The sequence below is a fragment of the Luedemannella flava genome (assembly GCF_039528515.1).
GTDB lineage: Bacteria > Actinomycetota > Actinomycetes > Mycobacteriales > Micromonosporaceae > Luedemannella > Luedemannella flava.
Map to the genome: position 1 here is coordinate 42,009 of NZ_BAAALT010000084.1, position 22,278 is coordinate 64,286.

Here is a 22,278-nt window from a genome sequence, read left to right on the forward strand (position 1 = left end):
CCGGCACCCGTGACCGGCGCGGATCGCCTAATGTCGGTCACCGTGTCCCGTACCGTCACGCTGATCGTTATCGATGAGGAAGGCCACCTCCTCGGGGAGCTGCCGGCCTTCGACGTGTCCGTTCCGTTCTGGCCGGAAACATCCGAGATCCAGACCGCCGCGCGCGACCGCTTCGGCCTGGACCTCGCGGTCCTGCGCCTGCTGCGGGCCGACGACGGCGCGGACGCCGCCGGCGGCCAGGTCACCTACCTGGGCCAGCTGCTGTCGCCCGCGCCCGCGGTGACCTTCGCCCCCGCCCAGGTGGACCTCGCCCCGCACCCGCTGCGCGCCGCCTACGCCCACCCCGGCGGCCCGGCCGAGACCCTCGCCTGGGCGGCCCGCGCGCTAGACGAGCGCGGCCGGGGCCCGGTGACCGGGGCCGTCCAGCAGCGCACCTGGAACCTGTCGACCGTCTGGCGGCTGTCCACCCCCACCGGGCCCTACTGGCTCAAGCAGGTGCCGAGCTTCTTCGCCCACGAGCCGGCCGTGCTCACCTGGGCCGCCGGCAGCAAGCGGGTGACGCCGCTGCTCGTCGCGGAGGACGCCCGCATGCTGCTCGCCCACGTCGAGGGCGACGACCTCTACGGCGCGGGCGTCGAGACCCGCCGCCAGATCGCCGACGACCTGCACTATCTGCAGCTCGCCGCCATCGACAGCGTGCCCCACCTGCTGGCGGACGGCGTGCCCGACCGGCGCCGGCCGCAGTTGCTCGCCTACCTCACCAGGGTCGTCGAGTCCTACGGCACGCCGGACCCGCGGCTGCGCGCCCTCGTCGACGGCCTGGCTGACCGGCTGGACCGGGTGGCGGCGTGCGGCCTGCCCGACACGCTCGTCCACGGCGACCTGCACCCGGGCAACGTCATCGGCGGCGACGCGCGCACGATCATCGACTGGGGCGACTCGTTCATCGGGCAGCCCGGGTTCGATGTGCTCCGGCTGACCGACCGCATGGCGGCCGACGAGGCGGCCATCGTGATCGACGAGTGGGCCGCGCGCTGGCGGGCCGAGGTGCCGGGCAGCGACCCGCGCACCAGCGTCGAGCTGCTGCGGCCGGTGGAGGCGCTGCGGCTCGCCGCCGTCTACGCCGACTTCCTCGCGGGCATCGAGCCGGACGAGCACCCGTACCACGCCGACGACGTCGGCCGCTGGCTGACCCGCGCCGCGGAGCTGTTCGAGGTGTCGCCGTGAGCATCAGTGTGGAGCCCGTCGGGCAGGTGATCGGCGGGCGCACCGAGCCCTACAACGACCACTGGGCGCCCGAGACCGCGATCATCCGCATTCGGTCCGACCGTTTCACCGCGGACGCGACCGCCGGGCTGAGCGACTTCTCGCACCTGGAGGTCGTGTACTTCTTTGACCGGGTCGACCCGGACACCATCGAGTACGGCGCCCGCCGGCCGCGCGGCAACCCCGACTGGCCGCTCGTGGGCATCTTCGCGCAGCGGGGTCGCCAGCGACCCAACCGCATCGGCGTCTCGCGCTGCAACCTGCTCGCGGTCAACGGGCTCGACCTGGTCGTGGGCGGGCTCGACGCGATCGACGGCACGCCGGTGCTCGACGTCAAGCCGTACATGGCCGGCTTCGGTCCGCGCGGGGACCTGCGGGAACCTGCCTGGGTCGAGGACCTGATGCGCGATTATTACTGACAAGTAGGGATGGCAGACTCACGTCGGGGCCCGCTGGGCGGGCGGTGACGACGGGAGGCGCGGCGTGGCGCACGAGATCAACAAGGTGGGCGTGGTCGGCCTCGGCACCATGGGGGCCGGGATCGTCGAGGTGCTCGCGCGCAGCGGGCTCGACGTGGTCGCCGTCGAGGTGTCCGACGAGGCGCTCGAGCGCGGCCGGGCGATCCTGTCGCGGTCCACCGAGCGGGCCGTCGCGCGCGGCCGGCTGTCCGCCGGGGACCGGGACGCGCTGCTGGGCCGGGTCACCTTCGCCGTCGGCCTGGACGGGCTGGCCGACGCGGATCTCGTCGTCGAGGCCGTACCCGAGCGTCTGGATCTGAAGCGGAGGATCTTCGCGGACCTGGACCGGGTCTGCGCGCCCGGCACGATCCTCGCCACCAACACCAGCTCGCTGTCGGTCACCGACGTGGGGGCGGCGACGGGCCGGGGCGCCCGCGTCATCGGCGTGCACTTCTTCAACCCCGCGCCGGTGATGCGCCTGGTCGAGGTCGTGTCCACAGTGGTCACCGACCCGGCCGTCACCGCCGCCGTGGTGGGCCTGTGCGAGCGGCTCGGCAAGACGGCCGTGAGCGTCACCGACCGGGCCGGCTTCGTGGCGAACTGGCTGCTCTTCGGCTACCTCAACGACGCCGTGCGGATGTACGCGGACGGGTACGCCTCCCGGGAGGACATCGACGTCGCCATGAGCGTGAGCGGCGGGCTGCCGATGGGGCCGTTGGAGCTGCTGGACCTCATCGGGCTCGACACCGCCGTCGAGGTGCTCGACACCATGTGGGAGCGCGGCGGTCGGCACCGCCGGCACGCGGCCGCGCCGATGCTGCGCCAGCTCGTCACAGCCGGTCGGCTGGGCCGCAAGAGCGGCCAGGGCTTCTATGCGTACGAGCGGGCCGGGTCGGGCACGGTGGTGGCCGACGAGCTGACGCCCCTGCCCCAGCCGGACGCCGAGCCCTTCGCCGGCACGGTGGGCGTGGTCGGGTCGGGCGCCATGGCGACGGGCATCGCCGCCACGCTGCGCGACGCCGGGCTGACCGTGGTCACGACGGCGGGGCGCGGCGGCTATGCCGGCTTCTCCGAAGTGGACGTCGTCATCGAGGCGGTGACCGAGGACCCGGCGGTCAAGCGCGCCGTCTTCGCGGAGCTGGACTCCGTATGCCGGCCGGGCACGGTGCTCGCGACCACGACGGCCAGCCTGTCCGTGCTCGACTGCGCGATGGCGACCAAGCGGCCGGGGGACGTGGTCGGCCTGCACTTCATGCACCCGGCCAGCGCGCCGGTGATCGAGGTGGTCCGCACCGTGCGCACCTGGCCGGGCGTCGTGGCGGTCGCGCGGTCGCTGGGGCGCACGCTGGGCAAACGCGTCGTCGAGTGCGGCGACCGGGCCGGGTTCATCACGAACGGCCTGCTCTTCCCGTACCTCAACGACGCCGTCGCCATGCTGGAGGCCGGTTACGCCACCGCCGACGACATCGACCACGCGATGACGCTCGGCTGCGGGTACCCGCTCGGGCCGATCGCGCTGCTCGACGCCGTCGGCCTCGACACGTCGCTGACGATCCAGAACAACATCTACTCCTACGCCAGGGATCCGGACCTTTCGCCCGCCCCGCTGCTGCGCCAGCTCGTGACGGCCGGTCGTCTGGGTCACAAGTCAGGTGGCGGCCTGCGCGGTTAACCTTGGCGGCATGCCCCGTCGACATCGCCGGATTGACGACACCGGCCCGCTCGACGAGGAGCGGGCCCGGCGCGGCCTGCCCGCCGTCCAGCAGTGGACCGACGGCGAGTGGGCGGTTCGCACGGTGCCGGCGGGCGCGGCCGTGAAGGCGTACCGGTGCCCGGGCTGTGACCACGAGATCGCCCCCGGGGTGGCGCACGTCGTGGCCTGGCCGGCCGACGGGCGCGGCGACCTGGGTGACCGACGTCACTGGCACACGGCCTGCTGGCGGGCCCGGGACCGGCGCGGACCCACCCGACGCGACGGCCGGGGGACTGCGGGATCATGGCGGACGTGACGACGATCCGCGCGAACTCCATCCTGCCCGCCCGGCGCGAGGACATCGAGCTGCACACGGCCGACGGCCTGACCCTCGTGGGCGAGCTGGCGCTGCCGGCCGACAGGCCGCCGGTGGCGACGCTGGTCTGCCTGCACCCGCTGCCCACCCACGGCGGCATGATGGACAGCCACGTGCTGCGCAAGGCCGCCTGGCGGTTGCCAGCGCTAGCCGACCTGGCCGTGCTGCGGTTCAACACCCGGGGCACGACCAGCGTGCGCGGCACCTCGCAGGGCGCCTTCGACGGCGGCGTGGGGGAGCGCTTCGACGTCGCCGCCGCGATCGAGTACGCGGAGTTCGCCGACCTGCCGTCCGTGTGGCTGCTGGGCTGGTCGTTCGGCACGGACCTGACCCTGCGCTACGGCTGCGAGCCCGGCGTGGTGGGCGCGATCCTGCTCTCCCCGCCCCTGCGCTCGGCCGTCGACGCCGACCTCGCCGTCTGGGCGTCGTCGGGCAAACCGGTGGTGGCGCTGGTGCCCGAGTTCGACGACTACCTGCGGCCGGCGGAGGCGACCACGCGGTTCGCGGCCATCCCGCAGGCCGAGGTCATCGGCGTACCGGGGGCGAAGCACCTGTGGGTCGGCGACGCGGAGACGGTGCTCGACGAGGTCGTGCGCCGGGTGGCACCGGGTCGCGCGCCGTTGCCGCGCGAGTGGGACGGCCCCATGGAGGCGGGCGACGCCAGCGCGTACGCCGACCGTACGGTCGCGGCCTTCACCGACGTTACGTTGCCACCGGCGGGCTGAGGCCTACCACCACGTGAGCGTGGGGTTACTGAGTCGCAGCGATGGGTCACCGCACGAATGCTGAAATGCTGTGGAACCTATGCCGCACGTTTTGCGCACTGCCGGAATGTGACGTGACGGCGGACGGGCCGGAGCAGCCGACCTTTGGGTCATTGCGCGTGTTCCGGGGCACTGAGTTCCGCACGTAACAGTCCATACGTCGGCGGGTCCACAGTGGGTTCTACGGGGTGGGCCCATCGGACGGTGGGGCCACCCGGATGACGCCTCTCGCCCGTGTGGTGTCACCGTCGGCGGGCGGCGCGGTCAGGTAGGGCCGCGCGATGCCGACCGCCTCACCCCGCTGCCGGGGCACTGGCACCGGCGGTGGCGTCGGCACGCTGACGGCCCCGCTCGCGTGGCCGGCGGGTGCCGGCGCCGAACGTGGCGTCGGCACCGGACGTGGCGTCGGCGTCTTCGCGCCGTCGCCGCGGATGAGTCGTTCCACGAGACTGCGGCTGAGCAGGCGGACGGCGAACGGGGTGTCGTGCAACAGGTAGCGGCGAGCGAGCCGGCGCGGCTCCCGGCCCAACCGGTGGACCCACTCCAGCCCGCTGCGCTGCATCCACCCGGGCGCCCGCGAGTGCACGCCCGCGACGAAGCCGATGGCCGCGCCGCAGCCCATGAACCACGTCTGCGGCAGGCTCTCCCGTAGCCGGGCGATGACCCGCTCCTGCTTCGGGAAGCCCAACCCGACAAAGATGATGTCCGGCTGGGTGGCGGCCACGTCGGCGCAGATCTGCGCGTACTCCTCGGGGCGGGTGTCGAAGCCGAAGGGTGGGCTCATGTGGCCGGCGATGCGGATGCCGGCGAAGCGGCGCCGCAGCACCTCGACAGCGATCTCGGCGGTGCCCGGCTCACCGCCGAGCAGGTAGACCGATCGCCCGTCCAGCGCGGCGGCCTCGTTGAGGCTCCAGATGAGATCGGAGCCGGGAACCCGGGCGGGTAGTGCCTTGCCCGCGAGGCGGGCTGCCCAGATGAGCGGCGTGCCGTCGGCGACGACGACGGTGGAGGCCTCGATGTGGGCACGTGCCTCGGGCTCTTTCGCGGCGCGCCGCAGAATGTCCACATTGGGCGTGATGATGCGGCCGCCCCGCCCCTGGGACAGGTCAGCCCGCACCATCGCGATGACATCGCCTTCGGTGACGGCGTCGAACTGCACGCCGTAGAGGTTGACGCGGCGTCGTGGCGGCGTCGTCTGGACCATCGCGCTTCCCGCGCCCGTCACGTCCCGCATCCGATCACCCTACCGGGCTGATCGGTGCTGCTGGCAGGCCAGTTCAGGCGGGATGTGAACCGATGCGGTGTCGGCTACTCGATAGAGCCCGTGGCCGTTCGTCGGGTTGTCGCTCCGGCGCGGATGCGGTGAACATGAGCATCGCTCCGATCGACCCCCGGGACGGACATGCCTATCACTGTGATCATCCCTGCCTACAACGAAGAGGCCGGGATCGCCGAGACGTTGCGGGCTCTCGTGCACGCACCTGACTTCGGCCCTGACATCGAGGTGATCGTCGCGGCGAACGGCTGCCGCGACCGCACGGCCGATGTCGCCCGTGGCTTCGGCGTCAAAGTCGTGGAGATCGAGAAGGCGTCCAAGACCGCGGCCATCAACGCCGCCGAAGAGGTCGCGACCGGCTGGCCGCGCATCTACCTCGACGCCGACATCGCGCTCGCGCCGCAGGCCGTCCGCGCACTCGGCGAGGCGCTCGCCACGCCCGGCGTGCACGCCGCGGTGCCGCGCCCCGTGGTGGACGTCGACCACAGCTCCTGGCTGGTGCGGGCCTACTACGACGTCAACGCGCAGCTGCCGGTCTTCCGGGGTCGACTGTTCGGGCGCGGCGTCATCGCCATCTCGCGGTCCGTCCGTGAGCGCTTCGACGAGTTCCCGGACATCATCGCGGACGACCTCTTCCTGGACGCGGTCGTCGCGGCGGACGCCAAGCGCGAAGTGGACGTGCCGGTCCGGGTGCCCGCGCCGCGCAGCGCCAACGACCTGGTCAACCGGCTGGCCCGGGCCCGCGAGGGCAACGAGCAGTTCCAGGCCTGGGCGCGGGCGGAAGGCGAGCCGCAGCAACTTCTCGCCGATCCGGTCAAGGGCTCGTCGTCGACGTCCTGGCTGCGCGATGTCGTGCTGCCGGCGCCCAGGCTGTGGCCGGCCGCCGTCTGCTACGTCGCGATGACGGCGCTGGCCGCCCGGCGCCGACGGTCGCCGAACTGGACACCGCGAGCCGGATGGGGTAGGCCGGAGAGTGGCGCGCCCGAACCGGCAGGCGAGGTGCGCTGAGCTGTCGGGATGCCGACCCGCCGACCCGATCGGATCAGCATCCTTACGTCGTATCGTTGTCGCAGGTCATTGGCGTCAACGGGGCAGTCTGTGCTGGCTTGCGCAGGGTTGACGGGTCATTGGAGACTCAGGCGGCCCGTAGCGTATTGCGGCAGAGATGTTTGCACGTCAGTGGAGAGGAAAGACAGTGGACTTCTGGGACCTGGCTAAGCTTCTGGCCAGACGGTGGTCGATCACCGCGCCGTTGCTGGTCATCACCGGACTAGCCACGGTGTTCATTCTGCAGGACGTCAAGCCCGACTACATCGCGACGACGAGCGTGCAGCTGATTCCGCCGAACCCCGCACCGAGCAACATCCTGCCCTCGCAGGAGAAGAACTACCAGAACCCGTATGTCGATCTGGGTCTCGACGCCCTGATGCGGGCCGCCTCGCTGAGCCTGCAGGGCAAGGCGACCGAGGACGGCCTCAAGGCCGCAGGGCTCAGCAAGACCTACACCGTCACGAACAGCGACTTCGCGCCCCTCGTCACCATCGAGGTGGTCGGCGACTCCCCGACCAAGGCGAACGCGACAGTGGACCAGCTCGCGAACCTGCTCAACCAGCGGATCGCGGACATGCAGCGCAGCCGCGGGGTGAAGGCCCAGGGTATGATCAGCAGCGAGCGTCTCGTGTCCGGTGACACATTGGTCAAGAGCAACACGAAGGTCGTCCGCGCCGGCGTGGTCATCGGCGTCGCGGGCATTCTGCTCACCATCGCACTCACCGTCGCGTTCGACGCCCTCCTGCGCCGCCGCGCGGCCGCGAACATCGAGCGTGTCGCCCCGCACGCGCCGACGCTGGGCGCGATGCCCGGCGGGGTGGCGCTGCCGGCCCTCTCGGCGCCCCAGCCGCAGACATACGCCCTGCCCGGCGCGGACGCCGCGGCCCGGGCGGCGGATGAGACCTCGGTCCTCAACCTGCAGTATGTCTCCGTCGACAAGCCGCCGGCGTCCAGCGTCCCGGTCATGCTGGACGTTGACCCGACCGCTGACCACGACAGCAGCGCGCGGGCGCCGGAGGACGAGACGATCGTGCTGCCGCTCGCGGGCGGGCGTTGGGCCGCCGGAAAAGGGAAAGATCAGTGACCTCTGCGGCGGTGCATCCAGTCGATCTGGAGCCGTCGCGGCTTTCTGATCGGACGTACCGGACGCGTCGGATGCGTACGCGTCTCGGCACGGGGTTGCTGCTGATCGTCACGTTCGCTCTGCTGTCGTTGTTCCCGGCCCGGCTCATCGTGCCGGGCCTCACGGACGTCGGCCGGCCGGCCACTGTCGTCGGCATGCTCCTGTTCGTCTGGTGGGTGCTGACCCGGCTCAATCCGCATCTGGTGCAGGTGGGGCCACAACCCATCCGGTGGGTCGTCCTGTTCTTCTTCGTCGTCGTGCTCATCGGCTACGCGGTCGGCTCGCTGCGCGGACTGACCACGGTCGAGAGCAACTCGGCCGACCGGTGGCTCCTGCTCGACGCGGCCTTTCTCGGCCTGATCCTGGTCGCCGCCGACGGCATCCCCAACTGGGGGCAGCTGCGGGCCGTGCTGCGGGCCTTCATCTGGTGCTGCGGCTTCATCGCGCTGGTCGGCCTCATCCAGTACGCGACGTTCACGGACGTCACCCAGTATCTGATCGTGCCCGGCCTGCAGGAGAAGGGCTGGGTGCCCGACCTGACCGGCCGCGGCGACGGCCTCCGGGTGGCGAGCACCACCGGCCACTACATCGAGTTCGGCACGCTGATGGCGATGGCGTTGCCCGTCGCCGTCTGTTTCCTGCGCCTGGCGAAGACCCGCAACGAGAAGCTGCGCATGGGCCTGCTCACGCTGGTGATCGGCGCGGGCATCCCGACGACGGTGTCGCGCACCGCGATCGTCGCGGCCGGCATGGTGTTCATCTTCATGATGCTGGTCTGGGACTGGCGCACGCGGTGGAACATGCTGGTGCTCGGCATCGGCGCGATCGCGGCCGCCGTCGCCGCCAAACCCGAGCTGATGCGGACGCTGGTGGAGATGTTCACCCAGGCGGGGCAGGACACCAGCATCAGCTCGCGCACCGACCGGTACGACATGGTCGCTGAGTACTTCGTGGAGCGGCCCTGGCTCGGTCGCGGCACCGGCACCTGGGTCTCTCCCATGTACCAGTACCTGGACAATCAATGGTTCTCCACCGCGTTGACCAATGGCCTGGCCGGCGTCGCCGCCATGCTCGCGTTGCACGCGGTAGCGGCCTGGATGGCCTACAAGGCCCTGCGGCGTGCGGCGACGCAGGCCGACCGCGAGCTGTGCGCGGCCCTGCTGTCGATCCAGTTCGTGGCCCTGTTCGCGGCGTTCACGTTCGACTCGCTGAGCTTTACGACGTACTCATCGATGCTCGCCATTCTTATCGGTTTCTGCGGGACCGTCTGGCGACTGACCCACCCCCGTCGGGCAGTGCGTACGGCTGGTGTGCTGCAGCAGGGTCAGTAGCGCGGCGGTTGGTGGAACCGTTCCAATAGGAGGTTTGTCGAATGCTGGGGCGACACCCACGCCGCGCCAAAGCACGTGTGACCATCGGGATTCTCCTGCTGTTCGTCGTGGCCGCGTGCGGCTCCGAGCCGAAGAAGCCGGGGTCGACACCCAACGACGGCCGGGCGCAGCCCGGCGGCTCGGGCGCGGTTCTGGTCCCGGTCGATGGCGGTCCGGACTACTACGCCAAGTTCTCGCCCGGGCTGCCGACCGATCCGGGCTTCTTCCCGATCGCGGTCTGGTACGAGAGCGTCGCCAGCGCCGACGACGTGCGGGTCGACAAGGAGGCGGGCCTCAACTCCTATGTCGAACTGACCGCGGACTCCAACTTCCAGGCCATCGCGGACGGCAAGATGTACGCCATCCCCAGCGAGGCCGGCGACGATCACGGCAAGGAGACCGTCGGCTGGCTGCTCGCCGACGAGGTCGACATGTGGGCGGGCGGCGGCAACGGCAAGTGGACCGGCAACTTCCCGGGCGAGGGCGACATCTGCGTGTCGGGACAGACCGACTGCGGCTACAGCCTGCTCAACAAGCAGCGCGCGGAGCTGCCGAAGGACAAGCGGTTGCGCTTCGCGAACTACGGCAAGGGCGTGCTGTTCTGGCTCGACGAGGGCGAGGCCGAGCACTTCGTCAACACCTTCTCCGATGTCGTCTCCACGGACATCTACTGGTTCACCGACCAGAACGTCTGCGGTCACGGGGAGGGCGGGACGATCTTCGAAGGCCAGGACCTGGACAAGGCGACCTGCCGGCGCGCCGCCAACTACGGATTCGTCGTGGAGAAGGTCCGGTCCATGATCAAGCCGGCGAACAGCAAGCCGGTGTGGGGCTTCGTCGAGGTCGGGCAGCCGAGCGAAGGCGCTCCCATGATCAAGCCGGAGCAGATCACGGCCGCGGTGTGGAGCATGATCATAAACGGCGCCCGGGGCATCATGTACTTCAACCACAGTTTCTACGGTGACTGCCGCAGCCAGCATGCCCTGCGCGAGCCCTGCTACGCGGCCAACCGGGCGGCCGTGACCGCCGTCAACAAGCGCATCGCGGCGCTGGCGCCGGTGCTCAACGCGCCCTTCGCCGACGGCGTGCTGAACGCGCCGAACGGCGTCGACGCCTCGGTGAAGTGGCACGACGGGCACTTCTACATCCTGGCCGGTTCCGCCGAAGCCGCCGGGGGCAAGGCGACGCTCTCGCTGCCCTGCGTCGGCAACGCCACCGTCACGGTGCTCGACGAGAACCGCACGCTCCAGATGATCACCGGGATGTTCACCGACGACTTCGCCGATGGCAACGCGGTGCACATCTACCGCGTCGACGGCGGGTCCAGCTGCGGCCTCACGTGACCGTGGACGGCGGCCGGCTGTGCGGGCCGGCCGCCGTCCCGCACGTCAGGCCTCGGCGAGCTGTCCGTCCGTATCGACGTACTCGGCGCCGGTGGTCGGGCAGCGGAAGCGGCCCTCGCCGGTGGCCTCCAGCGGCACGCCCGCCCGGCCGACCCAACCCACGCGGCGCGCGGGCACGCCGACGACGAGCGCGTAGTCCGGGACGTCCTTGGTGACCACCGCGCCCGCGGCGACGAGCGCCCACCGCCCGACCCGCACCGGAGCCACGCAGACGGCGCGGGCACCGATCGCGGCGCCCTCGCCCACCAGCACGCCGACGGCGTGCCAGTCGGCACCGGACTTGAGCCGCCCGTCCGGCGTGACAGCGCGGGGGTACTCGTCGTTGGTGAGCACGGCCGCCGGCCCGATGAACACGCCGTCGCCGAGCTGCGCCGGCTCGTAGACCAGGGCGTAGTTCTGTAGCTTCACATTGCTGCCGAGGCGCACCCCGGGGCCGACGTACGCGCCGCGGCCGATGTTGCAGTTCTCGCCGACCTCGGCGTCCTCGCGGATCTGTGCCAGATGCCACACCGACGTGCCGGCGCCGACCGAGGCCCGTTCGTCAACATCCGCGCTGGGGGCGATCCGCACTGTGGGGGCGTGGGTCATGGCCGTACTCCAGGGTCTCATGGTCACGTCGTGTCGTCGGCACGCTACCTGAACGGCAACGAATTCCCTGTTGGGCGGGGCCTGTCTGCCGCAAATCCGTCATCCGCTTCGTCGCGCGTGTGGCGGGCGGTAGCTTGCCAGAGTCGGGCGCCACTGCGCCCGGCCACGCGCGTTTGCCGCGGTCGTCCGGAAGACCCGCCACGGCGTCGCCGCTGCCACCCCCGATTTCCTGCGAGGATCAGTGACTTCTCCGTCTGCCGACCGCGAGCCGATCGGCATCGCCGTCGTCGGCGCCGGCTACTGGGGCCCGAACCTGGTGCGCAACTTCTCCGGCTCGGCCGCATTCCGGCTCACCTCGGTCGTCGACCTCGACGTGGCGCGCGCCCGCAAGGTGCTCGGCGCGTACTCGACGGTCGAGGCGACCAACGACCTGGATGCCGTGCTGGCGGACCCACGCGTGGGCGCTGTGGCGATCGCCACCCCGGCGGGCACGCATCTGGAGGTGGCGCTGAAGGCGCTGCGCGCCGGCAAGCACGTGCTCGTGGAGAAGCCGCTCGCCGCGACGTACGCCGACGGCTTGAAGCTGGTCACCGAGGCGGAGGACCGCGGCCTGACGGTCATGTGCGACCACACGTACTGCTACACGCCCGCGGTGACGCGCATCCGCGAGGCGCTGCACTCGGGCGAGCTGGGCGAGCTGCACTACCTCGACTCGGTCCGCATCAACCTCGGCCTCGTGCAGCGCGACATCGACGTCATCTGGGACCTCGCGCCGCACGACCTGTCCATCATCGACTTCGTGCTGCCCGACGGCGTCCACCCGGTGTCGGTGAGCGCGCACGGCGCCGACCCGATCGGGGCCGGGAACTCCTGCGTGGGATATCTCACGCTGGCGCTCAACACCGGTGCCATCGCCCACATCCACGTGAACTGGCTGTCGCCGATCAAGGTGCGCACGACGATCGTCGGCGGCTCCAAGCGGACGCTGGTCTGGGACGACCTCAACCCGACCCAGCGCATCGGCATCTACGACCGGGGCGTCGACGTCGCCACCCCCGATGAGCTGGGCGTGGACGAGCGCCGCTCGATGCAGGTCTCCTACCGCTCGGGCGACATGATCGCGCCGGCGCTGGTGGAGAAGGAGGCGCTCGGCCAGATGGTCAACGCGTTCGCGGAGGCCATCCACACCGGCATCCCCTCGCTCACCGACGGCCGCGCTGGCCTGCGGGTTCTGGAGATCCTCGAAGCCGCGTCGCGTAGTCTCGCCGACGGTGGTGCCGCTATACCGCTTAGTCGCGGATTTTCCTCCGAAGAAAAGCGCTTCTCCGGAAAACTCGCGACGACCCCCCTGGAGAGTGCCCGATGACCGCTGCTGTTCCCATTTCCGGCTCCCGCGCCCTGGTCACCGGTGGCGCCGGCACGATCGGCTCGCACGTGGTGGACCTGCTGGTCCGCGGCGGTGCGGCCGAGGTCGTCGTCCTGGACAACTTCGTCCGCGGCCGGCAGGCCAACATCGCGTGGGCCGTCGAGAACGGTCCGGTGCGCGTCGTCGAGGGCGACATCCGCGACGCCGCCCTGGTGCGCGAGCTGACCGAGGGCAAGGACCTGGTCTTCCACCTCGCCGCGATCCGTATCACCCAGTGCGCGGAGGAGCCGCGGCTGGCCAACGAGGTGCTCGTCGACGGCACGTTCAACGTGCTGGAGGCGGCCCAGCAGGCCGGTGTGAAGAAGGTCATCGCGTCCTCGTCGGCGTCGGTCTACGGCCTGGCCGAGGAGTTCCCGACCACCGAGCGCCACCACCCGTACAACAACGACACGTTCTACGGCGCGGCGAAGGCGTTCAACGAGGGCATGCTGCGCAGCTTCAAGTCGATGTACGACCTGGACTACGTCGCGCTGCGCTACTTCAACGTGTACGGCCCCCGGATGGACATCTACGGCCTCTACACCGAGGTGCTCATCCGCTGGATGGAGCGCATCGAGTCGGGCACCCCGCCGCTGATCCTCGGCGACGGCCTGCAGACGATGGACTTCGTCAACGTCATCGACATCGCCCGCGCCAACATCCTGGCGGCCGAGGCCGACCTCACCGACGAGGTGTTCAACATCGCCAGCGGCGAGGAGACCAGCCTCAAGGAGCTGGCCGCCGCGCTGTCCGAGGTGATGAAGTCCGACCTGGCGCCCGAGCACGGCCCGGCCCGCGCCGTCAACGGCGTCACCCGCCGCCTGGCCTCCACCGACGCGGCCGCCGAGAAGCTCGGCTTCCGCGCCGAGCTCGGCCTGCACGAGGGCCTGCAAAGCCTGGTCGACTGGTGGCGCGCGGAGCGCGCGGCCGGCGTTGAGCAGGTCGGAGCATGAGCGAGCGCAAGATCCCGGTGATGATCCCCCTCCTCGGTGAGGAGGAGGCGCAGGCGGCCGCCGAGGCGGTCCGCTCCGGTTGGGTCGCGCAGGGTCCCCGGGTCGCCGAGTTCGAGAAGCGGTTCGCCGCCCTCGTGGGCGCCGAGCACGGCGTGGCCGTCAGCTCCTGCACCACCGGTCTGCACCTCGCGCTCATCGCGGCTGGCGTGCAGGCCGGTGACGAGGTCATCGTGCCGTCGCTGTCGTTCATCGCGACCGCCAACGCCGCCCGCTACGTGGGCGCCGTCCCGGTCTTCGCCGACGTCGAGCTGGCCACCGGCAACCTGAGCGTCGAGACGACCGACGCGGTGCGCACCGGGCGCACCCGCGCGATCGTCGCGGTGCACCAGGGCGGCGTGCCGTTCGACACCCGCGCGCTGCGCGCGGCGGCCGCGGAGTGGGGCATCCCGCTCGTCGAGGACGCCGCCTGCGGCGCCGGCTCCACCGCGTACGGGGAGCCGGTCGGGGCCGGCTCGCTCATCTCGGCCTGGTCGTTCCACCCGCGCAAGCTCATCACCACGGGCGAGGGCGGCATGGTCACCGTGGACGACGCCGAGGTGGCCGTCCGGCTGCGCCGGCTGCGCGAGCACGGCATGAACGTCTCCGCCGCCGACCGGCACGCCAGCGCGCAGCCGGTGCTCGAGGCGTATCTGGAGACCGCCTACAACTACCGGATGACGGACATCCAGGCCGCGGTCGGCCTGGTGCAGCTCGGCCGGCTCGACGGGATCGTGGCCCAGCGCCGCGCGATCGCGCAGCGCTACCAGGAGCTGCTCGCCGACATCGACGGGCTCGTCCCGGTGCGCGACCCGGCCTACGGCACCACGAACTACCAGTCGTTCTGGGTGCTCTTCGAGCCGTCGTTCGGGGCGACCCGCGACGAGGCGCTCGCCGAGTTGGCCGCCAACGGCGTCTCGGCCCGTCGGGGCATCATGGCCTCGCACCTGGAGCCCGCGTACGCCGGTCACCCGCACGTCGACCTGCCCAACACGGAGCGGATCACCCGTGGGTCGCTCATCCTGCCGGTGCACCACGCGCTCACCGACGACGACCAGGACCACGTCGTCGCGGTGCTGCGCAAGCTGGCGAGTCGATGACCCGCGACCTCGTCATCGTCGGGGCGGGCGGCTTCGCCCGCGAGACCGCCAGCGTCGTGGCTGCCGTTAACGCGGCGACCCCGACCTGGCGGCTGCTCGGCTACCTTGACGACAACGAGGCGCTTCATGGGACGTACCGCACGGGTGTGGAGATCATCGGCGGCCTGAAGGCACTGGCGGACCTGCCCGACGCGGACGTCGTGGTCTGCGTCGGCAACCCGCGCGACTACACCTCGCGCCGCCGGCTCGTGGAGCGGCTCGACCTGCCGGCCGGGCGCTACGCCACGATCGTGCACCCCACCGCCTCCGTCGGGGCCGGCGCGCTCGTCGGGCCGGGCAGCGTGCTGCTCGCCGGGGTCGTGCTGACCGCCGACGTGACCGTCGGGTCCCACGTGGCGGTGATGCCGCACGCGGTGCTCACCCACGACGACGAGGTGGGCGACTACGTGACGATCGCCTCCGGGGTGCGGGTCGGCGGGGGCGCCGTCCTCGGCGAGGGCGCCTACCTCGGCTCCGGCGCGCTGCTGCGTGAAGGGGTCCACATCGGAGCGTGGTCGCAGGTCGGCATGGGCTCGGTCGTCCTCGGCGACGTCCCCGCCGGCGAGGTGTGGGTGGGCGCGCCCGCGCGCCGGCTACGAGACGTTTCCTTCGAACTGCCAGATTAGGAGTCAGCAACCGTGTCCATCCCCCTCGTAGACCTGAAGGCGCAGCACGCGGAGGTGGCCGAGGAGGTCGCCATCGGGTTCAAGCGCGTCATGGAGAACACCGCGTTCGTCGGCGGCGAGGAGGTCGCGGCCTTCGAGCGGGAGTACTCGGCGTTCTCCGGCGTCGCGCACACCGTCGGCGTGGCCAACGGCACCGACGCGATCGAGCTGGCGCTGCTCGCCGCGGGCGTCAAGCCGGGCGACGAGGTGATCCTGCCGGCCAACACGTTCATCGCGACGGCCGGCGCGGCCGCCCGTACGGGCGCGCGCATCGTGCTGGTCGACATGGACCCCGAGACCTACCTCATGGACACCGACGCCGCGCTGTCCGCCGTGGACGGCGGCACGAAGGCGATCGTGCCGGTGCACCTGTACGGCCAGCTCGCCCCCGTCGAGCGGCTGCGCGACGGGCTCGCCGGCACCGAGGGCATCCTGATCATGGAGGACGGCGCGCAGTCGCAGGGCGCGACCCGCTTCGGCAGGACCGCGGGCGCCGGCGGCATCGCCTCGACCAGCTTCTACCCGGGCAAGAACCTCGGCGCGTACGGCGACGCGGGCGCGGTCACCACCGACGACGAGGCGCTCGCCACCACCGTGCGCACGTTGGGCAACCACGGCGGCCTCAAGAAGTACGTGCACGACATCATCGGCATGAACAGCCGCCTCGACGGCCTGCAGGCGGTCGTGCTGCGCGCCAAACTGACCCGCCTGGCCGCGTGGAACGCCGCCCGCCGGGTCGCCGCCGCCCGCTACGACGAGCTGCTCGCCGACCTCGACGTCGTGCGCCCCGTGACCCTTGAGGGCAACGAGCACGTCTGGCACCTGTACGTGGTGCGGGTGCCCGGTGACGGCACCGCGGCGCGGCGCGACGAGGTGCTCGGCAAGCTCAACGCGGCCGGCATCGGCGCGGGCATCCACTACCCGTTCCCGGTGCACCTGACCCCGGCCTACGCGGGGTTGGGCTACCGCGAGGGGGCCTTCCCGCATGCCGAGGCCGCCGCCAACGAGATCCTGTCCCTGCCGCTCTTCCCGCAGATCACGGCCGACCAGCAGGAGGCTGTGGCGACGGCGCTGCGGGCGGCGCTGGGCTGAGGCTTCCGCCATGTACGTTTCGGTGCGCGACCGGCCGGGGACGGACACGACCCCGGCCGGTCGGCGCGGCCGGGTCGCGTCCACCGTCGTGCTGCTGGGCGTCGTCAGCCTGCTCACGGACGTCTCCTCGGAGATGGTCAACGCGGTACTGCCGATCTACCTGACCAAGGTGCTCGGGCTCGGCATCCTCGCGTACGGCGTGGTTGATGGTATTTATCAGGGTGTGTCGGCGCTTGTCCGGGTTGTTGGCGGCTACCTGGCCGATCGGTACGACCATCCCAAGTGGGTGGCCGCCGCCGGCTACAGCGTTTCCGCCCTCAGCCGGATCGCCCTGCTGCCGGCGCACGGCTTCGCCTCGGTCAGCGCGGTCATCACGGCCGACCGGCTCGGCAAAGGGCTGCGCACCGCCCCGCGGGACACGATGATCGCGGCGGCGTCGCCGCCGGACGCGCTCGGCCGCAACTTCGGCGTCCACCGTGCGCTGGACACGGTCGGCGCCACCATCGGACCCCTGGCCGCGTTCGGTCTGCTGCTCTTCGTGGCCGACGGGTACGACGCGATCTTCGTGGTGTCGTTCGCGGTAGCCGTGGCCGGCGTGGCCGTCCTCGTGCTGCTCGTGCCGGGCCGGCGCGCGCGCCGTCGGCAGGGGCCCCGCACGGTCACCGCCCGTGGCGTGCTGCGCCAGCTGGCATCGCCGGCGGTGCGTCGCCCGGTCGCGGCGGCCGGCCTGCTCGGCCTCGTCACCATCGGCGACGGCTTCCTCTACCTGGCGCTGCAGGACCGCGACAACCTCGCCGCCCGGTACTTCCCGTTGCTCTACGTCGGCACCAACATCGCCTACCTGGCGCTCGCCGTCCCCCTGGGGCGGCTGGCCGACCGGATCGGCCGGGCCCGCGTGTTCGTGGGCGGGCAGCTCGCCCTCGTCGCCGTGTACCTCGTGGCCAGCGGCCCGCTCAGCGGCCTGGGTACGACGGTCGTCGCGCTGGCGCTGCTCGGCACCTACTACGCGGCGACCGATGGCGTCCTGCCGGCGCTGGTGAGTCGCGTTGCGCCGGAGACGGGGCGGGCCAGCGCGATCGCCGCCGCGCAGACCGCCGTCGTGCTGGCCCGGTTCGTCGCGTCGTTGGGCTTCGGCTGGCTCTGGATGACCATCGGGCTTCAGCACGCGTTGTGGCTCGCCTGCGGGTTGTTGCTGGTCGCGCTCCCGGCGGCCGGCTGGCTCCTGGGCCTGCACCGCCGCGGCACCCCGGCGCGGGTGGCGCCGTGACGGACGCGCCGTCGGAGCTCGAACCCGCCGAACCCCGGCCCATGTCGCGCCGTCGCGTCGTGGTGCTGGCGTTGGTGCTGACCGCGTGCGTGGCTGCCGCCACCGCCTACGTCATCCACGCGCGCAACGTCCGCCTGACGGTCGAACGGACCGCGCCGAGCCTGGCGACCCGCGACGACCTCGAGGCGGTGTCGGCGGTGCCGCATCTGGTGTTCCGCAACACCGCGCTGGGCGACGGCTACGGTCACGCGGCGGTCGTCGCGCTCACCGACGTGGACGGACCACGCGCGTTGACCGGGAGCGCGTGCGAGCGTGTCTACCAACGGTCGGACCGCACCATCTGCCTGTCCGCCGAGCGCAAGCTGGTCACGACCTACCGGGCCCAGCTGCTCGACAGGCAGTGGCGGCCCGTCCGCGACCTGCCGCTGGTGGGTCTGCCGAGCCGGGCGCGGCTGTCCGCCGACGGCACCTTCGTGGCGACCACCACGTTCGTGTCCGGCGACTCGTACGCCCAACCGGGCCAGTTCTCCACCCGTACGGTGGTCACACCGACGGCCGGCGGCGGGGGCGTGGACCTGGAGCAGTTCCGGCTCATCGTCGACGGTCGACAGGTCAGCGCCGCGGACCGGAACGTGTGGGGGGTGACCTTCGCCGACGGTGACACGTTCTATGCGACCGCCGCGTCATCGGGCACCACATGGCTGGTGCGCGGCAGCATGGCGGCACGTACGCTAACAGCGCTCCGCGAGGACGTCGAGTGCCCGTCGCTGTCACCCGACGGCACCCGGATCGCCTTCAAGAAGCACGGCACGCTGCCGCCAGGTAAGTGGCGGTTGGCGGTGTTGGACCTGGCGACGATGCGCGAGACCCTGCTCGGCGAGCAGCGCAGCGTCGACGATCAGGCGGAATGGCTCGACAACGGCAATGTTCTGTACGGAATGCCGCGCACCGGCGCGGTGGCGACCAGTGACGTCTGGGTGACCCCGGCCGATGGATCCGGCACCCCCCGGGTGCTCGTCCACGACGCGTGGTCGCCCAGCGTCGTTCGATGACCGTAGAGGAGTGATCAGAGGCTTGAGCATGACCGCCTACGAATCCGAGCGTGCCTTCGCGGGCGAGCACGAGCTGGCCGACTGCGCGGTCATCGTGGTGACGTACCGCAGCGCGAAGGACATCGCGGGCCTCCTGGATTCGCTGCCCGCCGCGGCCGACGGGCTGCGCCTGCGCGTCGTGGTGGTGGACAACGAGTCGAACGACGGCATCGAGCAGGTCGTCGCGCGGTACCCGGGGGTGCGGCTCGTGCACTCGGGCGGCAACCTGGGCTACTCCGGTGGCATCAACGTCGGCCGCCAGCACCGCCGGGCCGCCCGGTCGGTGCTCATCCTCAATCCGGACCTGCAGGCGGCGCCGGGATCCATCCGGCGGATGTACGAGGTGCTCAGCGAGCCCGGCGTGGAAGCCGTGGTGCCGCGGATGCGCGGCGACGACGGCCACACCTCGCCGTCGCTGCGGCGAGAACCGTCCATCGCCCGGGCGCTGGCCGACGGGCTCCTGGGCGCGTCCTGGGCCGGCCGGCCGGGCTGGCTGTCGGAGATGGTGTGGGATCCGTCGGTCTACGAGGCGCCCGGTCCGGTCGAGTGGGCCACCGGGGCGGCGCTGCTCGTCTCCGCTGACGCGGACGCGGCCGTCGGCGCGTGGGACGACCAACGCTTCTTCCTGTACTCGGAGGAGACCGACTACTGCCGGCGCCTGCGCGCGGAGGGCTACGCCATCCGCTACGCGCCCGACGCCGAGGTGCTCCACCGCGGGGCCGGATCCGGCACCAGTCCGGACCTCGTCGCGCTCAATGAGGTCAACCGCGTGCGGTACTACCGCAAGTACCACGGGCCCGTCGCGAGCGCGGTGTTCCGGGGCGTCGTGATCCTCAGTGAACTGCTGCGCATCCGCCGTCCGGGCAACCGTCGCGCCCTGCACATGCTGCTGTCGCGCCGCCGCTGGGTGAACCTCCCCGGCGCCACCCGTACCATCCGCTAGCGATTCGGAGATCAGCGTGACCACAATGGACGTCATCACCCCCAGCTTCTCCGGGGACTTTGAGCTGTGCGTTGACCTCAACGCGTCCGTGCTCGCGAACACCCCGCCGACGGTGCGGCATCACATCATCGTGCCGGGCCGCGACCTGGAGCTGTTCGGCCGGCTGGCCAACGAGCGCACGATCGTGAGCGATGAGGGCCGGCTGCTGCCCCGGTCGCTCGTGTCCGTGCCCGGGACGAAGTACTCGGTGAACCTGCGCCGTCCGTACCCGCCGGTGCGCGGTTGGATCATCCAGCAGATCGTGAAGCTGGGCGCGGCGGCCGCCGCCGAGGCCGACGTGGTCGTCCTGGTCGACTCCGACATCGTCTTCGCCCGGCCGTTCGGACCGGACACGTTCGTCCGTGACGGCGTCGTGCGCCTCTACCGCAAGCCGAACGAGATCGACGACCGGTTGCCCAGGCACATGATCTGGCACCGGGCCGCCCGTGAGCTGCTCGGCCTGAGCGCGCAGCAGCCGCCGTACACCGACTACGTCTCCTCGTTGCTCGCCTGGGACCCGCGGCTCGTGAAGAGCATGCTGGAGCGCATCGAGAAGGTCACGCGGCAGCCGTGGCAGACCGCTATCGGCTCCCAGCTGCACTTCTCCGAGTGGACGCTCTACGGGGTCTTCGTGGAGGAGGTGCTGGGCGCGCCGGCGAACCAGTTCGCCTCCGACGACACGCTGTGCCACAGCTACTGGGAGGAGACCCCGCTGGACGAGAACAGCGCGCGGGAGTTCCTGTCCGCCATCAAGCCCGATGACATCGCGGTCATGATCTCGGCCAAGTCCCGTACGCCGTTGGAGCTGCGGCGCAAGGCGTGGGCGAGCCTGTCCTAGCCGTCCGGGGCGCGACGGCGGGTCAGTAGGCGCCGCAGGACGACCCGCCGTCCACCCGGTAGATGTGCACCGCGTTGCTGTTGGCGAACGTGTCGGTGAAGGCGCCCTTCGTCGTGGTGATCGTGCGGCGCTCGTCGAGCACCGTGATCGTGGCGTCGCCGACGCACTTCAGGGTGAAGGTCGCCTTCGTGCGGCCGGGCGCCGCCGCCCCGGCGATGATGTAGAAGTTGCCGTCGTACCACTTCACCGCCGCGTCGACGCCCGAGCTCGTCTTGAGGACGCCGTCCGCGAACGGCGCGTTCAGCACCGGTGCGAGCCGCTTGACGCGGGCGTTGAGCTTGCTGACGGCGGCGCGCATGTCGCGGTAGCACGGGTCCCGGAGCAGGTGCTGGGTCAGGCAGTTGCCGCCGAAGCTGTGGTTGAAGTAGATGATGCCGCGCGCGCCGTGGATGATGCTGCTCCACACCCCGGCGACCACCTGCTCCGGCGTGGCGGTCGGGTAGTAGTCCTCCGTGAACGGGTGGCCCAGCTCGACGAAGTTCCAGACCGGCTTGCTGCGCGCGGGCTTGACCAGGGAACGCACCCGGTCGACCGTGTCGCCGTAGTTGGACGCGAGGTGGCACTTGTCGTCGGGCACCTTGCCGCCGCCGTAGAACGTGCCGCCCTCACTGAAACCGCAGATGTTGAGGTCCGTGAACCAGTAGGTGTCGGCGGAGACGACGTCCTGGAACTCGTTGACGAAGACCGACGCCTGCTCCTTGCTCTGCCAGAACGAGATGCCCTTGCCGTAGTTGCTGAACCGCAGCCGCTTGTCGTCGGGCAGCTTGGCGGCGAGCTGCCGTTGGATCGTGTAACCGCAGTCGCCGCCCGAGCAGATGTCACCCTCGCCGGGGAAGTTGCCGGTCCACGGGTTGCTGCCGGGGCCGCCCCACATGTCGACCTCGTCGGAGACGAGCCAGCCGACCGTCTCCGAACCGGCTCCCATGCCCGGCTCGCTGGCGATGGCGTACATGCCGGCTTCCTTGATGAGGCTGCGCTTGGTGCTGTTGGTGAGCTCGATGTAGGTGTTGATGCCGGCGGCCTTGTCCTGGGCGATGTCGTCGCGGGACACGACACTCTCGAACCACACCGCGAGCGGGAAGAAGTCCTTGGAGGTCGGCAGCGAGGGCGAGAACTTGGCGTAGTAGTCCACGCCGCCGTCCACCTCGCGCAGCTTGGCGCCCTCACCGCCCGGCGTGGCCTTGCCGGCGGGCACGGTCGGGCTCGCCGAGGGACTGGTCGTCGGGGCCATCGACGCGGACGTAGCCGGCGACGGGGTTGCCGCGACCAGCGTCTCGGGACCGGCGGCGGCAATGAGCGCACCGACCATCACGAGGGTGAGGCCGCCGCCGAGGGTTGCCCAGATCCACACGTAGTTGCGCTGCAAGAAGCGGACGCCCCGTC

At 71.2% G+C, this 22,278-nt stretch carries 21 protein-coding genes; 18 read left to right on the top strand and 3 right to left on the bottom strand.

Going from position 1 to position 22,278, the window contains the following annotated elements; genetic code table 11:
* Positions 1-42 precede the first annotated feature (42 nt).
* The 5 genes from ABD211_RS15765 (at position 43) to ABD211_RS15785 (ending at position 4,518) form a co-directional block, all read left to right on the top strand.
* On the top strand, positions 43-1,227 hold the full coding sequence (locus ABD211_RS15765; RefSeq protein ID WP_344131578.1) for a phosphotransferase family protein: 1,185 nt from the start codon (positions 43-45) through the stop codon (positions 1,225-1,227).
* Positions 1,224-1,685 carry an SAM-dependent methyltransferase gene (locus ABD211_RS15770; RefSeq protein WP_344131580.1) on the top strand — a complete coding sequence of 154 codons (462 nt, stop codon included), beginning with the start codon at positions 1,224-1,226 and terminating at the stop codon, positions 1,683-1,685. Before ABD211_RS15765 ends, ABD211_RS15770 begins: the two co-directional genes overlap by 4 nt.
* Positions 1,686-1,749: 64 nt before the next feature.
* Positions 1,750-3,396: a 3-hydroxyacyl-CoA dehydrogenase family protein gene (locus ABD211_RS15775; protein ID WP_344131583.1), complete on the top strand. Its 1,647-nt coding sequence runs from the start codon at positions 1,750-1,752 to the stop codon at positions 3,394-3,396.
* A gap of 10 nt (positions 3,397-3,406) precedes the next feature.
* Entirely contained in the window at positions 3,407-3,733 is a 327-nt protein-coding gene (locus tag ABD211_RS15780; protein WP_344131586.1) for a hypothetical protein, read from the top strand.
* Positions 3,730-4,518 carry an alpha/beta hydrolase gene (locus tag ABD211_RS15785; RefSeq protein ID WP_425560421.1) on the top strand — a complete coding sequence of 263 codons (789 nt, stop codon included), beginning with the start codon at positions 3,730-3,732 and terminating at the stop codon, positions 4,516-4,518. The genes ABD211_RS15780 and ABD211_RS15785 overlap by 4 nt, the downstream gene beginning before the upstream one ends.
* Positions 4,519-4,738: 220 nt before the next feature.
* Here ABD211_RS15785 and ABD211_RS15790 read toward each other — a convergent pair whose 3' ends face one another.
* On the bottom strand, positions 4,739-5,791 hold the full coding sequence (locus tag ABD211_RS15790) for a WecB/TagA/CpsF family glycosyltransferase (RefSeq protein WP_344131592.1): 1,053 nt from the start codon (positions 5,789-5,791) through the stop codon (positions 4,739-4,741).
* A gap of 168 nt (positions 5,792-5,959) precedes the next feature.
* Here ABD211_RS15790 and ABD211_RS15795 point away from each other — a divergent pair, with 168 nt between their 5' ends.
* The 4 genes from ABD211_RS15795 to ABD211_RS15810 all read left to right on the top strand — a co-directional run bounded on the left by ABD211_RS15795 (position 5,960) and on the right by ABD211_RS15810 (position 10,719).
* On the top strand, positions 5,960-6,841 hold the full coding sequence (locus tag ABD211_RS15795; RefSeq protein WP_344131595.1) for a glycosyltransferase family 2 protein: 882 nt from the start codon (positions 5,960-5,962) through the stop codon (positions 6,839-6,841).
* A gap of 187 nt (positions 6,842-7,028) precedes the next feature.
* Positions 7,029-7,967: a YveK family protein gene (locus ABD211_RS15800; RefSeq protein ID WP_344131598.1), complete on the top strand. Its 939-nt coding sequence runs from the start codon at positions 7,029-7,031 to the stop codon at positions 7,965-7,967.
* Between the two features lie 71 nt (positions 7,968-8,038).
* Positions 8,039-9,337, top strand: a complete 1,299-nt coding sequence (locus tag ABD211_RS15805; RefSeq protein WP_344131601.1) for an O-antigen ligase family protein — start codon at positions 8,039-8,041, stop codon at positions 9,335-9,337.
* Between the two features lie 77 nt (positions 9,338-9,414).
* Complete coding sequence (locus ABD211_RS15810) at positions 9,415-10,719, top strand: hypothetical protein (protein WP_344131604.1); 1,305 nt, start codon at positions 9,415-9,417, stop codon at positions 10,717-10,719.
* Between the two features lie 45 nt (positions 10,720-10,764).
* Here ABD211_RS15810 and ABD211_RS15815 read toward each other — a convergent pair whose 3' ends face one another.
* Complete coding sequence (locus tag ABD211_RS15815; RefSeq protein ID WP_344131692.1) at positions 10,765-11,388, bottom strand: acyltransferase; 624 nt, start codon at positions 11,386-11,388, stop codon at positions 10,765-10,767.
* A 220-nt stretch (positions 11,389-11,608) separates the two neighbouring features.
* Here ABD211_RS15815 and ABD211_RS15820 point away from each other — a divergent pair, with 220 nt between their 5' ends.
* The 9 genes from ABD211_RS15820 to ABD211_RS15860 are packed head-to-tail and all read left to right on the top strand — an operon-like array spanning position 11,609 to position 20,835.
* Positions 11,609-12,733, top strand: coding sequence for a Gfo/Idh/MocA family protein (locus ABD211_RS15820; protein WP_344131607.1), 1,125 nt, complete (start codon positions 11,609-11,611; stop codon positions 12,731-12,733).
* Positions 12,730-13,725 carry an NAD-dependent epimerase/dehydratase family protein gene (locus ABD211_RS15825; protein WP_344131610.1) on the top strand — a complete coding sequence of 332 codons (996 nt, stop codon included), beginning with the start codon at positions 12,730-12,732 and terminating at the stop codon, positions 13,723-13,725. The genes ABD211_RS15820 and ABD211_RS15825 overlap by 4 nt, the downstream gene beginning before the upstream one ends.
* On the top strand, positions 13,722-14,861 hold the full coding sequence (locus ABD211_RS15830; protein ID WP_344131613.1) for a DegT/DnrJ/EryC1/StrS family aminotransferase: 1,140 nt from the start codon (positions 13,722-13,724) through the stop codon (positions 14,859-14,861). Before ABD211_RS15825 ends, ABD211_RS15830 begins: the two co-directional genes overlap by 4 nt.
* Entirely contained in the window at positions 14,858-15,526 is a 669-nt protein-coding gene (locus tag ABD211_RS15835; RefSeq protein WP_344131616.1) for an acetyltransferase, read from the top strand. Before ABD211_RS15830 ends, ABD211_RS15835 begins: the two co-directional genes overlap by 4 nt.
* A 12-nt stretch (positions 15,527-15,538) precedes the next feature.
* Entirely contained in the window at positions 15,539-16,657 is a 1,119-nt protein-coding gene (locus ABD211_RS15840; protein WP_344131619.1) for a DegT/DnrJ/EryC1/StrS family aminotransferase, read from the top strand.
* Positions 16,658-16,667: 10 nt separating this feature from the next.
* Positions 16,668-17,924 carry an MFS transporter gene (locus ABD211_RS15845; protein WP_344131622.1) on the top strand — a complete coding sequence of 419 codons (1,257 nt, stop codon included), beginning with the start codon at positions 16,668-16,670 and terminating at the stop codon, positions 17,922-17,924.
* Positions 17,921-18,976, top strand: coding sequence for a TolB-like translocation protein (locus tag ABD211_RS15850; RefSeq protein ID WP_344131625.1), 1,056 nt, complete (start codon positions 17,921-17,923; stop codon positions 18,974-18,976). Before ABD211_RS15845 ends, ABD211_RS15850 begins: the two co-directional genes overlap by 4 nt.
* A gap of 28 nt (positions 18,977-19,004) precedes the next feature.
* Complete coding sequence (locus tag ABD211_RS15855; RefSeq protein WP_344131628.1) at positions 19,005-19,958, top strand: glycosyltransferase family 2 protein; 954 nt, start codon at positions 19,005-19,007, stop codon at positions 19,956-19,958.
* Between the two features lie 25 nt (positions 19,959-19,983).
* Positions 19,984-20,835 carry a DUF6492 family protein gene (locus ABD211_RS15860; protein WP_344131695.1) on the top strand — a complete coding sequence of 284 codons (852 nt, stop codon included), beginning with the start codon at positions 19,984-19,986 and terminating at the stop codon, positions 20,833-20,835.
* 22 nt (positions 20,836-20,857) lie between these two features.
* Here the strand turns inward: ABD211_RS15860 and ABD211_RS15865 are convergent, their stop codons facing one another.
* Positions 20,858-22,261 carry a hypothetical protein gene (locus ABD211_RS15865; protein WP_344131631.1) on the bottom strand — a complete coding sequence of 468 codons (1,404 nt, stop codon included), beginning with the start codon at positions 22,259-22,261 and terminating at the stop codon, positions 20,858-20,860.
* Between the last annotated feature and the right edge of the window lie 17 nt (positions 22,262-22,278).